The organism is Streptomyces glaucescens, assembly GCF_002154375.1.
GTDB lineage: Bacteria > Actinomycetota > Actinomycetes > Streptomycetales > Streptomycetaceae > Streptomyces > Streptomyces glaucescens.
The window spans coordinates 1-15676 of sequence record NZ_MUND01000099.1 but is presented as its reverse complement, the minus strand read 5'-3'; the positions used below and the strand labels follow the sequence as shown (position 1 = coordinate 15676).

Sequence of the window (15676 nt, the reverse complement as noted above, 5' to 3'; positions counted from 1 at the left end):
GCCTCGCGGGCGGCGGCGGTGGCGGCGGCCGGCCAGACCCGGTCGATGGCGGCGTTGACGGCGGCGCCGACGAGCACGGCGAAGGCGGACACGCCGATCCACAGCAGCACGGCGACGGCGGCGGCGAGGGAGCCGTAGATCGTCGCGCCCTCGATGGTGTTGGTGAGGTAGATGCGCAGCAGGAAGCTGCCGAGGACCCACATGGCGAGGGCGACGAGGGCGCCGGGCACGTCCTCGATCCACGGGGAGCGGACGGGGACGGACACGTGGTAGAGCGTCGTCAGGAAGACGATGGACAGGACGATCACCACGGGCCAGTACAGGACCTGCACGACCGTCGTCGACCAGGGCAGGATCCGCACGACGGCGTCCGGTCCGGCCACCATCAGCGGCAGCGCGACGGAGCCGATCAGCAGCGCCACGATGAACAGCAGGAACGCCATCAGCCGGGTCTTGACGATGCCGCGCACCCCGTCGAGGCCGTACATGACGGTGATGGTGTCGATGAAGACGTTCACCGCGCGCGAGCCGGACCACAGGGCGAACAGGAAGCCGATGGAGATGACGTCGGGCCGGCCGCCGTTCATCACGTCGTCCAGGATCGGCTGGGCGATCTCGGCGACACCCTTGTCGGACAGGACGGTGCGGGACGCCTCCAGGAGGTTGGTCTCCAGGCTGGTGATGGTGTCGGTGCCGGTCCACACGTCGACGTAGCCGAGCAGGCCGATCATGCTGAGCAGCAGCGGCGGCACCGACAGCAGCGTGAAGAACGCGGCCTCGGCGGCGAGGCCGAGGATGCGGTACTCGATGCAGGAGTTGACGGTGTCCTTGAGCAGCAGCCAGGCGGTCCTCCGCTTGGAGACGTTCCGGTAGAGGGCACGCGCACGATGGAGACGGCCGGAGGGCCGTTCGGGAATTTCACTTGCTGGCTGCACGACCCAAAGGTATCCGCCGTACGAGGTGGCGCTCACCCTGGTGGGACGGGCCGGCCGTCGGGAGCCGGATCCGCGGGTGACCGGGCCCGTACCGCGGGGTAGGTTCCCAGTCATGGCACGCAGCACCCACACCGTGACCAACCAGGCCCCGCCGCTGGCCGGCTACGACGTCTACGCCGCCGACCGGGCGCTGGTGGCGGCGGTCGAACGGCACCTCGCCCCGGAGCTGCTCGACGAGGCTCGCTCGGAACTGTCCGGGCTCGGCCGGACCTCCGGGTCGGCGCAGGTGCAGGAATGGGGGGTGCTGGCGAACGAGCACCCGCCGCGGCTGCGCACCCACGACCGGTACGGCAACCGGATCGACGAGGTCGAGTTCCACCCGGCCTGGCACCGGCTGCTCGGCAAGGGCGTCTCGGCGGGGCTGACCGCGGCCTGGACGCGGCCCGGCGGGCATGTGCGGCGGGCGGCGGCCTTCCTGGTGTGGACGCAGGTCGAGGCGGGCAACGGCTGCCCGCTGTCGATGACCCACGCGGCCGTCCCCGCGCTGCGCGCCGACCCGGACCTGGCGGCGGAGTGGGAGCCCCGGCTGACGTCCACGGTGTACGACCGTGAGCTGCGGCCCGCCGGGCAGAAGGCCGGGGTGCTGTTCGGCATGGGGATGACGGAGAAGCAGGGCGGCAGCGACGTCCGCGCCAACACGACGGCGGCGGCGCCCCTGGCGGAGGACGGCACGTACGAGCTGACCGGGCACAAGTGGTTCTGCTCGGCGCCGATGTCGGACGGGTTCCTGGTGCTGGCGCAGGCCCCTGAGGGGCTGACCTGCTTCCTGGTGCCGCGGGTGCTGCCGGACGGCTCCCGGAACGTGTTCCTCCTCCAGCGGCTGAAGGACAAGCTGGGCAACCGGTCGAACGCGTCCGCGGAGGTCGAGTTCGACGGGACCTGGGCGCGCCGGGTCGGTGCGGAGGGCCGGGGCGTGCGGACGGTCATCGAGATGGTCGCGGCGACCCGGCTGGACTGTGTGCTCGGCTCGGCGGGGCTGATGCGGCAGGCGGTGGCGCAGGCGGTCCACCACTGCGCGCACCGGGAGGCGTTCGGCGGGAAGCTGGCCGACAAGCCGCTGATGCGCAATGTGCTGGCCGATCTGGCGCTGGAGTCGGAGGCGGCGACCACGCTGGCGCTGCGGCTGGCCGCCGCCTGGGACGACGGCGGCGAGCAGGAGCGCGCCTTCCTGCGGCTCGCGGTGCCCGCCGCCAAGTACTGGGTGACCAAGCGCTGCCCGGCGGTGGCGGTGGAGGCCGCCGAGTGCCTGGGCGGCAACGGCTACGTGGAGGAGTCCGGGCTGCCCCGGCTGGTGCGCGAGTCGCCGCTGAACTCGATCTGGGAGGGCGCGGGCAACATCCAGGCGCTGGACGTGCTGCGGGTGCTGCGCCGGGAGCCGGCCGCGCTGAACGCCACGCTGACGGAGGTCGGCCGGGCGCGGGGCGCCGATCACCGGCTGGACGCGGCGATCAAGGGGCTGCTCACCGAACTGGCCGATCTGGAGGGCGTGGAGGCGCGCGCCCGGCGCGTGGTGGAGCGGCTGGCGCTGGTGCTCCAGGGTTCGCTGCTGGTGCGGTACGCCCCGCCGGAGGTGGCCGACGCGTTCTGCGCCTCCCGGCTGGGCGGGGACTGGGGCGCCTCGTTCGGGACGCTGCCGCACACCCTGGATCTGGGGGCGATCGTGACCCGGGCGCGCCCCACCGACTGAACGTCCGACCAGGTCAGCAGGGGTGGTGCTGCGCCGACACGGCACCACCCCTGCCGCTTTCGGCCCGATGAGGCCACGAGCGCCGCACGGGCGACGTCGCTCAAGTTTCAACCACCGTATACGGGTTCACCAGGGTTGCAAGGGGTTGCAACTCATCGGGTGCCAGTGACCGGACTGTGCCCCTCCGTCCCCCGTGAGCGGCAGTATGGGACCACCCATCAGCACGCGACCGGAAACCGACGGCCCGAGGGCTTGACACCGGTTGCCCGAGAGTCGAATTTCCCGGAGGACCACTGTGGCGAACTGGCCGTTGAACGCGACGCGGCTCACCGCCACCGACGCGGTGACCCGACTCGCCGCCACCGACGCGGCGCGGGCGGCGCGGGTGCTCAGCGAGGTGCGCGCCGCCACTCTGTCCGGACAGCGCGCGCCCCTCGCTCCCCGGCCGGTGATCGGCGAGTCCTGGGGGCGCATGCTGCGCAGCGGGGTGGATCCCGAGCACGATTTCCGGTCGGGTCTGCTGACCGCGGAGGAGCTCCGGCGGCGGCGTGCGGAGTCCCCGCTGCGGCATGTGCTGCCGGTGCTGCGGGAGGGGCTGGTGTCGGTGGCGGACGCCGCGCACCACATCATGGTGATCGCCGACGCGGACGGCCGGGTGCTGTGGCGGGAGGGCAGCGCGGCGGTGCTGCGCAAGGCGGACGCGCTGGGGTTCCTGCTCGGCGCGGACTGGCGGGAGACCACGGTGGGCACCAACGGGGTGGGCACCCCGGCGGTGGTGCGGCGGCCCGTGCAGGTGTTCGCCGCCGAGCACTTCGTGCGCTCGCACGCCACCTGGACGTGTGCCGGCGCGCCGATCACCGACCCCCGGGACGGACGGCTGATCGGGGTGGTGGACGTCAGTGGCCCGCTGGAGACCATGCATCCGGCCACTCTGGCCTGGGTGCACTCGGTGGCCAAGCTCGCCGAGGCCCGGCTGCGCGAGCTGCATCTGACCGCTCTGGAGCGGCTGCGCGCGGTGGCGGCCCCGGCGCTGGCCCGGCTGGGCGGGCGGGCTCTGGTGGTGGACCGGGAGGGCTGGACGGCGGCGGTGACGGGGATGCCGTACACCAGCCGGATCTCGCTGCCCGCCTCCCTGTCGGCGGGCCGCCGCCTGTTCCCGGCGCTGGGAATGTGCGTGGCGGAGCCGCTGGAGGGGGGCTGGCTGGTGCGGGTGGTTGAGGACGAGCCGCTGCCGCGGGACACCTGCACGCGGATCGAGCTGGACGTGACGCGGCCGCGCCGGTGGACGGTGACGGTGTCCGGCAGCCTGGGTTCGTGGACGCACGAGCTGAGTCCCCGGCACGCCGAGCTGCTGTATCTGCTGGCCGTGCACCGGGCCGGGCGCAGCGCGGCGGAGCTGGCCGAGGACGTGTTCGGCGACGCCGCGCGCACGGTGACCGTGCGGGCCGAGCTGTCGCGGGTGCGGCGCTACCTCGGGGGGTTCCTGGAACACCGGCCGTATCGTTTCTGCGATGACGTCGACGTGACCGTGCTGCGGCCCGCCGACCCGTGTGACCTGCTGCCGCACTCCACCGCCCCGGCCGTCGTCCGGGCCCGGCGCACGGCCACGGTGCGGTGAGCACCACGGTGTGATGACCGGAGAATCAGCGTAGGCGGCGGGCCCCTTCCGGGGGGCAATTGCGGGGTCTTCGTCCGCGCCTCGCGGTCCCTGCCGTAGCATCCCCTACGGGCCACCCCGCCTGCGCCATGCTCAACGTACGGACCATACGGCGCAGTTGGTCCCCCGGGAGGACTCATGAAGCATCGCGGCCGACATCGCAGACGCAAGCGGGGCCAGGCGCTGCGCGCGACCCTGGCCGGGACCGCGCTCGCGCTCACCGCCGCCGCCACCCTGATCAGCGCCTCCCAGGCGACGGACAGCGCCCGGCCCGGGCCGCTGAAGCCGCTCACGTCCGCGGCCGCGCTCCAGGAGCTGCGCCTGCACCGCGAGACCTATCCGGCGGCCCCGGTCCCGGCCGTCCGGGTCGCCGACGTCGTCGCGAGCGCCGACCGCGCCCTGCGCCCCGCCGCCGACTGCGCCGCCGCCGAGCGCGCCGCGCTGCCCGTGACACCCGCGGCCGGGCGCGCCTGGTGCTGGGACGAGGACGACACCGGCGAAGCCCGGGCCGGGGCGGTCACCGGCTCCGGGGACGCCGACCACGACGGGCGCTGGGGCGGGCACCGGGTGCTGCTGTCGGGATGGAGCGACGCGCGGGGCCGGGCCCGGATCGCCGTGGTGGACGCCGAGCGCATGACGTACGCCTGGGTGCTGCCGGTCGTCCCCGCGGACGGCGGGCGTTCCGTGCGGCCGCTGCGCTCGCCGCTGTCCGGGCTGGTCTGGTACCAGGACAAGCTGCTGGCCACCGGGGACGACGGCCGGACGCTGTACGTCTACGACATGGACCGCATACGGCGGGACGGCACCGGCTTCACCCTGTCCGCGGTGGCCGCGTACCGGCTCGCCGGTGAGACCCGGATCGGCGCCCTCTCCCTCGACCGCTCCACCGCGCCGGACAGCCTGGCGGTGAGCGAGGCGGTGCCGGCGGACGCCGACCGGCCCGCACGCCTGTGGCGCTACTCCCTCGGAACCGGTACGTCCGGCCCGGGCGCCGGTCTCCCGGACCCCGAGCCGGCCGAGGCCTACGAGACGGAGGCGGCCGAGGTGCACGGCGTGCTCTCCCACCGGTCCCGCTGGTACCTGGCGCGGGGGGACGGCGCCTTCGACGGGCACGGGACGCTGGTGCGGCTGGACGGCGGCGGCGCCGCGGCGGCGCAGTGCGGGCCGGACGGGACGTACCAGTGCTGGAGCGGCCCGGCCGGGTCCCTCTCCCACTGGGCCGAGACCGGGGAGGTCTGGTCGCAGTCGGGGCGCATGCTGTTCTCGCTGGGACTGAACGCCGTCGACAGGTCGCTGGAATAGATGATTCCCTGACCGCATGACGAACATCCCCGTGACCACCTGGTCGCTGGAGCAGACCTCGCCGACGGACCTGCTCCCGGCCGCCGAGCCCGAGGGCGACATCCGGATCGTCCGCGCCGAGGTGCCCTCGCCCGAGTTCAGCCGCTTCCTCTACACCGCGGTGGGCGGAGACATCCGCTGGACCGACCGGCTCGGCTGGACGTACGCCCAGTGGCAGGAGGAACTGCGGCGGCCGGGCGTGGAGACCTGGGTGGCCTACGACCGGGGCACGCCCGCCGGGTACGTCCAGCTGGACCCGCAGGACGACGGCGCGGTGGAGATCGTCTACTTCGGGCTGCTCCCGGCCTTCCGGGGCCGCCGGATCGGCGGGTATCTGCTGTCGTACGGCGCCGCGCGGGCCTGGGACCTGGCCGACCGCTGGCCGGAGCGGACGCCGACGAAGCGGGTGTGGCTGCACACGTGCAGCAAGGACGGCGCCTTCGCGATGGACAATTACCTGCGCCGGGGCTTCACGCTCTTCGACACCAAGGTCGAGGAGGAGCCGGAGATCGCCACACCCGGTCCGTGGCCGGGTGCATACCCTGCCTGACCTGCCGGTACAAGGCCCCTGCGGTCGATGTGACCGACACCACCCCTGTCTCGTTGTACGAGACAGGGGTGTCCACATCTCGGACGAAGCTGGACTGTGTCCAGATCGCCATGCCACGCTTCCGTCATGCCTGGAACTGGAATTGCCTTGGTGAGTCGACGCCACGTCGACCTCGGCCGCATGTCCAGCGCCATCTGTCCGGCCCGCTGACAGCTCGCCAGCTCCCGGTTCCCCCTTCTGTCTGCCCTTGCGCGACGGTGCGCACGTATGCCCCAAAATGCCCATACGCGCAGGTCAGAGCCGCATTCCGCCTGTCCCGAAGGACGTATCAACCATGGCCGCCACCCCGCAGAACCCTGCCGCCGCGACTCCCCGCCGCAAGGTGAGCCGTCACCGCGGTGAGGGTCAGTGGGCCGCGGGGCACTTCACCCCGCTCAACGGCAACGAGCAGTTCAAGAAGGACGACGACGGTCTCAATGTGCGGACACGCATTGAGACGATCTACTCCAAGCGCGGCTTCGACTCGATCGACCCCAACGACCTGCGCGGCCGGATGCGCTGGTGGGGTCTGTACACCCAGCGCAAGCCCGGGATCGACGGCGGTAAGACCGCGATCCTGGAGCCGGAGGAGCTGGACGACGAGTACTTCATGCTGCGCGTCCGCATCGACGGCGGTGCCCTCACCACGGAGCAGCTGCGCGTCATCGGCGAGATCTCACAGGAGTTCGCGCGCGGCACCGCCGACATCACCGACCGGCAGAACGTCCAGTACCACTGGATCCGGATCGAGGACGTGCCCGAGATCTGGAACCGGTTGGAGGCCGTCGGCCTGTCCACGGTGACCGCGTGCGGCGACACCCCGCGTGTGATGATCGGCTCGCCCGTCGCCGGCATCGCCGAGGACGAGATCATCGACGCCACTCCGGCGCTGGAGGAGATGAAGCGCCGGGTGCTGAACAACCCGGCGTACTCCAACCTGCCGCGCAAGTTCAAGACCGCGATCTCCGGCTCCCCGCTGCTGGACGTGGTGCACGAGATCAACGACGTGGCCTTCGTCGGGGTGCGGCACCCCGAGCACGGGCCCGGCTTCGACGTGTGGGTCGGCGGTGGCCTGTCCACCAACCCCAAGCTGGGCGTGCGGCTCGGCGCCTGGGTGCCCATCGACGAGGTCCCGGACGTCTACGAGGGCGTCATCTCGATCTTCCGTGACTACGGCTACCGCCGCCTGCGCAACCGCGCCCGCCTGAAGTTCCTGGTCGCCGACTGGGGCGCGGAGAAGTTCCGCCAGGTGCTGGAGGACGAGTACCTGAAGCGGAAGCTGGTCGACGGGCCCGCCCCGGAGCAGCCCTCCCGGCAGTGGCGCGACCACATCGGCGTCCACCGTCAGAAGGACGGCCGCTTCTACATCGGTTTCGCCCCGCGTGTCGGCCGGGTCGACGGCTCCACCCTGACGAAGATCGCGGACCTCGCGGAGGCGCACGGCTCCGGCCGGGTGCGCACCACCGTCGAGCAGAAGATGATCATCCTCGATGTCGAGGAGGGCCAGGTCGAGCCGCTCGTCGAGGGCCTGGAGGCGCTGGACCTCACCGCCCGGCCGTCCTCCTTCCGGCGCGGCACCATGGCCTGCACCGGCATCGAGTTCTGCAAGCTGGCGATCGTCGAGACCAAGCAGCGCGGCGCGCAGCTGATCGACGAGCTGGAGCGCCGCATCCCGGACTTCGACGAGCCGATCACCATCAACCTCAACGGCTGCCCGAACGCCTGCGCGCGTATCCAGGTGGCGGACATCGGTCTCAAGGGTCAGCTGGTCCTGAACGACCGGGGCGAGCAGGTCGAGGGCTACCAGGTGCACCTGGGCGGCGCGCTCGGCCTGGAGGCCGGCTTCGGCCGCAAGGTGCGCGGCCTGAAGGTCACCTCCGAGGAACTGCCCGACTACATCGAGCGGGTCCTCAAGCGCTTCCAGGCGGAGCGCGAGGAGGGCGAGCGGTTCGCCGCCTGGGCGGCCCGGGCCTCCGAGGAGGCGCTGTCGTGAGCGAGCGCGCGGCGCCCTTCTACTGCCCGTACTGCGGCGACGAGGACCTTCGCCCGAGCGAGGAGGAAGGTCACGGCGCCTGGGAGTGCGCGGCCTGCAATCGCGCTTTCCGGCTGAAGTTCCTGGGGCTGCTGGCCCGCGGAGTTCGGCAGGACACCTCGGGAGGGGACGGGATATGACGACGGCTCAGAAACCCAGGACGGACGACGAGCTGAAGGCGCTCGCCGAGCAGGCGGGCCGCGACCTGGAGGACGCCTCCGCGCTGGAGATCCTCCGGTGGGCGGTCGACACCTTCGGCAAGCGGTTCTGCGTGACCTCCTCGATGGAGGACGCGGTGGTCGCCCACCTCGCCTCCCGGGTGATGCCCGGCGTCGACGTCGTGTTCCTCGACACCGGTTACCACTTCGAGGAGACCATCGGCACCCGGGACGCGGTCGACGCCGTGATGGACGTCAACGTCATCACGCTCACCCCGCGCCAGACGGTTGCCGAACAGGACGCCCAGTACGGGCCGAAGCTGCACGACCGCGACCCCGACCTGTGCTGCAAGCTCCGCAAGGTGCAGCCGCTGGAGGAGGGTCTGAAGGACTACGCGGCCTGGGCGACGGGCCTGCGCCGCGACGAGTCCCCGACCCGCGCCCACACCCCCGTGGTCGGCTGGGACGAGAAGCGCCGCAAGGTGAAGGTCTCTCCCATCGCCCGCTGGACCCAGGACGACGTGGACGCCTATGTCACCGAGCACGGGGTCCTCACCAACCCGCTGCTGATGGACGGCTACGCCTCCGTCGGCTGCGCCCCCTGCACCCGCCGCGTCCTTCAGGGCGAGGACGCGCGCGCCGGCCGCTGGGCGGGCCGCGCCAAGACCGAGTGCGGACTGCACGGATGACGACGACGATTCAGGAGACTGACGTGACGACCGGAGCCACCGTCTGGCTCACGGGTCTGCCGAGCGCCGGCAAGACCACCATCGCGTACGAGCTGGCCGGCCGGCTGCGCGAGGAGGGCCGCCGGGTCGAGGTGCTCGACGGTGACGAGATCCGCGAGTTCATCTCGGCGGGCCTCGGCTTCAGCCGCGAGGACCGGCACACCAACGTGCAGCGCATCGGTTTCGTCGCCGAACTGCTGGCCCGCAACGGCGTGCTCGTCCTCGTCCCGGTGATCGCGCCGTACGCCGACAGCCGGGACGCGGTGCGCAAGCGGCACCAGACCCACGCGACGCCGTACGTCGAGGTGCACGTGGCCACGCCCGTCGAGGTGTGCTCCGTGCGCGATGTGAAGGGCCTGTACGCCAAGCAGGCGGCGGGCGAGCTCACCGGGCTGACCGGCGTCGACGACCCGTACGAGGAGCCGGAGTCGCCCGATCTGCGGATCGAGTCCCAGAACCAGACCGTGCAGGAGTCCGCGGCGTCGGTGTACGCGCTGCTCACTGAAAGGGGACTGGCATGACGACCGTCGCCACGATCGAGGAGGGCACGGACACGCCGTACGCCCTCTCGCACCTGGACGCGCTGGAGTCCGAGGCCGTCCACATCTTCCGCGAGGTGGCGGGTGAGTTCGAGCGGCCGGTCATCCTGTTCTCCGGCGGCAAGGACTCCATCGTCATGCTGCACCTGGCGCTGAAGGCGTTCACGCCCGCGCCGGTGCCGTTCTCGCTGCTGCACGTGGACACCGGGCACAACTTCCCCGAGGTCATCGAGTACCGGGACCGCGCGGTCGCCGAGCACGGTCTGCGGCTGCATGTGGCGTCCGTGCAGGACTACATCGACCGCGGGGTGCTGAAGGAGCGCCCGGACGGCACCCGCAACCCGCTCCAGACGCTGCCGCTGACGGAGAAGATCCAGAGCGAGAGGTTCGACGCCGTGTTCGGCGGCGGGCGCCGCGACGAGGAGAAGGCCCGCGCCAAGGAGCGGGTGTTCTCCCTGCGCGACGAGTTCTCCCAGTGGGACCCGCGCCGCCAGCGCCCGGAGCTGTGGAACCTGTACAACGGCCGCCACGCGCCCGGCGAGCACGTCCGCGTCTTCCCGCTGTCCAACTGGACCGAGCTGGACGTCTGGCAGTACATCGCCCGTGAGGGCATCGAACTGCCGGAGATCTACTTCGCCCACGAGCGCGAGGTGTTCCTGCGCAACGGCATGTGGCTGACGGCCGGCGAGTGGGGCGGGCCGAAGGACGGCGAGACCGTCGAGAAGCGGCTCATCCGCTACCGGACCGTCGGAGACATGTCCTGCACCGGTGCCGTCGACTCCGACGCCACCACGCTGGACGCCGTGATCGCCGAGATCGCCGCCTCCCGGCTGACCGAGCGCGGCGCGACCCGCGCCGACGACAAGCTGTCCGAGGCCGCGATGGAAGACCGCAAGCGCGAGGGGTACTTCTAAGCATGACCACGACCACGACCGAGGAGCTCTCGGCCACCACCCTGCTGCGGTTCGCCACCGCGGGCTCCGTCGACGACGGCAAGTCCACCCTGGTCGGACGGCTGCTGCACGACTCCAAGTCGGTCCTCGCCGACCAGCTGGAGGCCGTCGAGCAGGCCTCCCGCAGCCGCGGCCAGGAGGCACCCGACCTCGCGCTGCTGACCGACGGCCTGCGCGCCGAGCGGGAGCAGGGCATCACCATCGACGTGGCCTACCGCTACTTCGCCACGCCCCGGCGCCGGTTCATCCTCGCCGACACCCCCGGCCATGTGCAGTACACGCGGAACATGGTCACCGGTGCGTCGACGGCCGAGCTGACGGTGATCCTCGTCGACGCCCGCAACGGCGTCGTCGAGCAGACCCGCCGGCACGCCGCCATCGCCGCGCTGCTGCGGGTGCCGCACGTCGTCCTCGCCGTCAACAAGATGGACCTCGTCGGCTACGAGGAGAAGGTGTTCGCGGCGATCGCCGAGGAGTTCACCGCGTACGCCACCGAGCTGGGCGTCCCGGAGGTCACCGCGATCCCGATCTCGGCGCTCGTCGGCGACAACGTCGTGGAGCCGTCCGCGAGCATGGACTGGTACGGCGGCCCGACGGTCCTCGAGCATCTGGAGACGGTCCCCGTCAGCCACGATCTGGCGCACTGCCACGCGCGGCTGCCCGTGCAGTACGTGATCCGGCCGCAGACCGCCGACCACCCCGACTACCGGGGCTACGCCGGGCAGATCGCGGCGGGCACCTTCCGCGTCGGCGAGCAGGTGACCGTCCTGCCCTCGGGCCGTACCACCACGGTCACCGGCATCGACCTGCTCGGCGAGCCGGTCGACGTGGCCTGGACGCCGCAGTCGGTGACCCTGCTGCTCGCGGACGACATCGACATCTCGCGCGGCGACCTGATCGTGCCGAGCGAGGACGCCCCGCCGACCACGCAGGACGTCGAGGCGACCGTCTGCCACGTCGCCGACGCGCCGCTCACGGTCGGCCACCGGGTGCTGCTCAAGCACGGCACCCGCACGGTCAAGGCGATCGTCAAGGACATCCCGTCCCGGCTGACGCTGGACGACCTGTCCCTGCACCCGCACCCGGGCCGGCTCGTCGCCAACGACATCGGCCGGGTGAAGATCCGTACCGCCGAGCCGCTGCCGGCCGACTCCTACGCCGACTCGCGCCGCACCGGCTCGTTCATCCTGATCGACCCGAACGACGGCACCACCCTCACCGCCGGGATGGTCGGCGAGTCGTTCGCCTCTCCGGAGCCCGTCAAGGACGCGGCCGAGGACGACGGGTGGGACTTCTGAGCGTGAACTCCCCCGACTTCGGCGGCGGACGGCGAGGTCCGCGATGACCTCCGCGGACCTCGCCCGCCGCCGAGAACCCGCCGACCCCCCGGCCACGCGCTGAACCGACCGTGACCGCCGGGCCCTGCGAGAGGAACACCCCCGTGCCTGCCACCCCCGCCCTGCGCCGCGCCCTCGCGGTGATCGCCACGCTGCCGCTGCTCGCGCTCGCCGCCTGCGGTTACGGCTCCCAGGCGAAGGACCTCGACGACGTCCAGGTCGCCGCGGGCGCGCGGAAGATCGACGGGCTGGACTCGGTCCGCATCGGCTACTTCGGGAACCTGACCCACGCCACCGCCCTGGTCGGCCGGGAGAAGGGCTTCTTCCAGAAGGAGCTGGGCGGCACGGAGGCGAAGTACGCGACCTTCAACGCGGGCCCGTCGGAGATCGAGGCGCTGAACTCCAAGTCGATCGACATCGGCTGGATCGGCCCCTCCCCGGCGATCAACGGCTATGTGAAGTCGGGCGGCCAGAACCTCCGGATCATCGGCGGTTCGGCCTCCGGCGGTGTGAAGCTGGTGGTGAACCCGGAGAAGATCACATCGCTGAAGGACGTCAAGGGCAAGCGGATCGGCACGCCGCAGCTCGGCAACACGCAGGACGTGGCGTTCCTCAACTGGGCCGCCGAGCAGGGCTGGGAGGTCGACGCGGAGAGCGGCAAGGGTGACGTGTCCGTCGTCCGCACCGACAACAAGATCGCACCGGACGCCTACAAGTCCGGTTCGATCGACGGCGCGTGGGTGCCGGAGCCGACCGCGTCCAAGCTGGTCGCCGAGGGCGCGAAGGTGCTGCTCGACGAGGCCGACCTGTGGCCGGACAAGAAGTTCGTGATCACGAACATCATCGTGTCCCAGGAGTTCCTGGAGAAGCATCCGAAGGCCGTCGAGGCGGTGCTGCGGGCGTCGGTCGAGACCAACGCGTGGATCAACGCCCACCCGGACGAGGCGAAGCGGGCCGCGAACGAGCGGCTGGCGGCCGACACCGGCAAGCCGCTGCCCGCCGAGGTCATCGACCCGGCCTGGAAGTCGATCACCTTCCTCGACGACCCGCTGGCCGCCACCCTCGACGCCCAGGCCGGGCACGCGGTGCACGCCGGCCTGCTGGACGAGCCCGATCTGACGGGCATCTACGACCTCACGCTCCTCAACAAGGTCCTCGCGGCCGAGGGCGGCGCCACCGTCGACGACGCCGGGCTCGGCGCCCGGTAACCGCATTCCGAGACTTCCCAGGAGGTGACGACCATGGCCACGACCCTCGCCAAGGCCGCCGACGGTACCGAGACGCCGGTCGCGCACGCCGCCCGGATCGAGCATGTCTCGAAGTCGTTCCCGGGCCCCGCCGGGCAGCAGCTCGTGCTGGACGACATCAGCCTCGATGTCGCGCCGGGCGAGTTCGTCACCCTCCTGGGGGCCTCCGGCTGCGGCAAGTCCACGCTGCTCAACCTGGTGGCCGGCCTGGACCGGCCGTCCGCCGGGTCGATCACGACCGACGGCCGCCCCGCCCTGATGTTCCAGGAGCACGCCCTGTTCCCGTGGCTGACCGCGGGCAAGAACGTCGAACTGGCGCTGAAACTGCGCGGGATCGCCAAGACCGAACGCCGCGAGCGGGCCGAGGAACTGCTCGAACTGGTCCGGCTGAAGGGCGCGTACGGCAAGCGGGTGCACGAACTGTCCGGCGGCATGCGCCAGCGCGTCGCGATGGCACGCGCCCTCGCCCAGGACAGCAGGCTGCTGCTGATGGACGAGCCGTTCGCGGCGCTGGACGCGATCACCCGGGACGTGCTGCACGACGAGCTGACCCGCATCTGGCGCGAGACCGGCCTTTCGGTGCTGTTCGTGACGCACAACGTGCGCGAGGCGGTCCGGCTCGCCCAGCGCGTGGTCCTGCTGTCCTCCCGGCCGGGCCGCATCGCCCGCCAGTGGACCGTGGGCATCCCGCAGCCGCGCCGTATCGAGGACAGCGAGGTCGCCGAGCTGTCCCGGGAGATCACCGAAGAACTGCGTGGGGAGATCCGCCGCCATGGCCAGCACTGACACGTCCGTCGACGCGCCCGGGAAGGACGGGAGCGACCTGGCCGGCCTGGAGGCCGGTCTGGACGCCCTGGAGACGGTGGAGTCCGGCCGCACCCCGCTGCGGACCACCCTCGTGCAGAAGGTCCTGCCGCCCGTCACCGCCGTCGCCCTGGTGCTGGTGATCTGGCAGGCGCTGGTCTCCTTCGGGATCGTCGACGACGCGACCAAGCTGCCCGCTCCCGCCGACGTGTGGGGCGAGGTCCGCACCGCCTGGCTCCAGGGCACCCTGCTCGACTACATCTGGACCTCCGTCTCGCGCGGCCTGCTCGGCTTCCTGCTGGCGCTCGCCATCGGCACCCCGCTGGGACTGCTGGTGGCCCGGGTGAGGTTCGTGCGGGCGGCGATCGGGCCGATCCTGTCCGGGCTGCAGTCCCTGCCCTCGGTCGCGTGGGTGCCGCCGGCGGTGATCTGGCTGGGCCTGAACAACTCGATGATGTACGCGGTGATCCTGCTCGGCGCGGTCCCGTCCATCGCCAACGGCCTGGTGTCGGGGGTGGACCAGGTGCCGCCGCTGTATCTGCGGGCGGGCCGCACCCTGGGCGCGACCGGGCTGAAGGGCACCTGGCACATCGTCATGCCGGCCGCGCTGCCCGGCTATCTCGCGGGTCTGAAGCAGGGCTGGGCGTTCTCCTGGCGGTCGCTGATGGCCGCCGAGATCATCGCCTCCTCCCCCGACCTCGGCGTGGGCCTGGGCCAGCTGCTGGAGAACGGCCGCAACACCAGCTCCATGTCGATGGTGTTCCTCGCCATCCTGCTCATCCTGGTCGTCGGTATCGCGATCGACCTGCTGATCTTCAGTCCGCTGGAGCGGCGGGTGCTGCGCGGCCGCGGTCTGCTGGTGAAGGGCTGACTCCCATGAAGCCGGTACGTTCCGTCCGCCCCGTTCTGGTCGTCATCGCCCACGGCAGCCGTGATCCGCGGCATGCCGCGACCGTGCACGCGCTCGTGGAGCGGGTGCGCGCCGAGCGGCCGGGGCTGCGGGTGGAGACCGGCTTCCTCGACTTCAACCTGCCGTCCGTGCAGGGGCTGCTGGAGTCCTTGGCGGCGGAGGGCGTGCGGGATGTGGTCGCCCTGCCGCTGCTGCTGACCCGCGCCTTCCACGCCAAGGCGGACATCCCGGCGGTGCTCCGCGAGGCGCCGGCCCGGCTGCGGATCCGGCAGACGGACGTGCTCGGCCCGTCGCCGCTGCTGCTCGCCGCCCTGGAACGGCGGCTGTACGAGGCGGGTCTGACACCCGCCGACAAGTCCTCGACCGGGGTCGTGCTGGCCTCGGCGGGGTCCACCGACCCGGAGGCGATCGCAGTGATCGCAGAAATCGCGCGGGAGTGGCGGCACACCGGTTGGTGCGCCGTGCGACCTGCGTTCGCCTCCGCCGGTTCTCCCGCGGGGTTCCCGCGCACCGAGGACGCGGTGCGTGACCTGCGCGCCCTCGGCTGCGCCCGGGTGGCCGTCGCCCCGTACGTGCTGGCGCCCGGTTTCCTCCCGGACCGCATCGTCCGCGGCGCCGCCGAGGCGGACGTCCTCGCCGGCGTGCTGGGTCCCGCTCCGGAGGTGGCGCGGCTGCTGCTGGAGCGGTACGACGCGGCGC

Annotated in this window: 16 protein-coding genes; 15 read left to right on the top strand and 1 reads right to left on the bottom strand. The window is 72.0% G+C overall.

The genetic code is table 11. From position 1 onward, the window contains the following. The coding region (locus CCN42_RS07255) for a YihY/virulence factor BrkB family protein (protein ID WP_086733886.1) at positions 1-935 on the bottom strand (935 nt) is incomplete at its 3' end. 112 nt (positions 936-1047) lie between these two features. Here CCN42_RS07255 and CCN42_RS07250 point away from each other — a divergent pair. From CCN42_RS07250 to CCN42_RS07185, 15 genes are all read left to right on the top strand, one after another. Further along, positions 1048-2682, top strand: coding sequence for an acyl-CoA dehydrogenase family protein (locus CCN42_RS07250; RefSeq protein ID WP_086733884.1), 1635 nt, complete (start codon positions 1048-1050; stop codon positions 2680-2682). 295 nt (positions 2683-2977) lie between these two features. Beyond that, on the top strand, positions 2978-4300 hold the full coding sequence (locus CCN42_RS07245) for a helix-turn-helix domain-containing protein (protein WP_245877183.1): 1323 nt from the start codon (positions 2978-2980) through the stop codon (positions 4298-4300). A 177-nt stretch (positions 4301-4477) separates the two neighbouring features. After that, positions 4478-5641 carry a hypothetical protein gene (locus CCN42_RS07240; protein WP_086733882.1) on the top strand — a complete coding sequence of 388 codons (1164 nt, stop codon included), beginning with the start codon at positions 4478-4480 and terminating at the stop codon, positions 5639-5641. A 16-nt stretch (positions 5642-5657) separates the two neighbouring features. Next, on the top strand, positions 5658-6230 hold the full coding sequence (locus CCN42_RS07235; protein WP_086733880.1) for a GNAT family N-acetyltransferase: 573 nt from the start codon (positions 5658-5660) through the stop codon (positions 6228-6230). 126 nt (positions 6231-6356) lie between these two features. Next, entirely contained in the window at positions 6357-6440 is an 84-nt protein-coding gene (locus CCN42_RS46065) for a putative leader peptide (RefSeq protein WP_310887545.1), read from the top strand. A gap of 124 nt (positions 6441-6564) precedes the next feature. Next, positions 6565-8262: a nitrite/sulfite reductase gene (locus CCN42_RS07230; RefSeq protein WP_086733878.1), complete on the top strand. Its 1698-nt coding sequence runs from the start codon at positions 6565-6567 to the stop codon at positions 8260-8262. After that, complete coding sequence (locus tag CCN42_RS07225; RefSeq protein WP_086169312.1) at positions 8259-8441, top strand: hypothetical protein; 183 nt, start codon at positions 8259-8261, stop codon at positions 8439-8441. The genes CCN42_RS07230 and CCN42_RS07225 overlap by 4 nt, the downstream gene beginning before the upstream one ends. Further along, positions 8438-9148, top strand: a complete 711-nt coding sequence (locus tag CCN42_RS07220; RefSeq protein WP_086733876.1) for a phosphoadenylyl-sulfate reductase — start codon at positions 8438-8440, stop codon at positions 9146-9148. The genes CCN42_RS07225 and CCN42_RS07220 overlap by 4 nt, the downstream gene beginning before the upstream one ends. Positions 9149-9171: 23 nt before the next feature. Further along, on the top strand, positions 9172-9708 hold the full coding sequence (cysC, locus tag CCN42_RS07215; RefSeq protein WP_086169310.1) for an adenylyl-sulfate kinase: 537 nt from the start codon (positions 9172-9174) through the stop codon (positions 9706-9708). Beyond that, entirely contained in the window at positions 9705-10640 is a 936-nt protein-coding gene (cysD, locus tag CCN42_RS07210; protein ID WP_086733874.1) for a sulfate adenylyltransferase subunit CysD, read from the top strand. The genes cysC and cysD overlap by 4 nt, the downstream gene beginning before the upstream one ends. A gap of 2 nt (positions 10641-10642) precedes the next feature. Beyond that, positions 10643-11977 (top strand): sulfate adenylyltransferase subunit 1, encoded by a 1335-nt coding sequence (locus CCN42_RS07205; RefSeq protein WP_086733872.1) that lies wholly within the window; start codon positions 10643-10645, stop codon positions 11975-11977. A gap of 143 nt (positions 11978-12120) precedes the next feature. Beyond that, positions 12121-13224: an aliphatic sulfonate ABC transporter substrate-binding protein gene (locus CCN42_RS07200; RefSeq protein WP_086733870.1), complete on the top strand. Its 1104-nt coding sequence runs from the start codon at positions 12121-12123 to the stop codon at positions 13222-13224. A gap of 33 nt (positions 13225-13257) precedes the next feature. Then, a complete protein-coding gene (locus CCN42_RS07195; protein WP_086733868.1) occupies positions 13258-14049 on the top strand; it encodes an ABC transporter ATP-binding protein in 792 nt (263 codons plus the stop codon). Then, positions 14036-14938, top strand: coding sequence for an ABC transporter permease (locus tag CCN42_RS07190; protein ID WP_086733866.1), 903 nt, complete (start codon positions 14036-14038; stop codon positions 14936-14938). Before CCN42_RS07195 ends, CCN42_RS07190 begins: the two co-directional genes overlap by 14 nt. Before the next feature lie 5 nt (positions 14939-14943). Beyond that, on the top strand, positions 14944-15676 hold a 733-nt coding region (locus CCN42_RS07185), incomplete at its 3' end, for a sirohydrochlorin chelatase (RefSeq protein ID WP_086733864.1).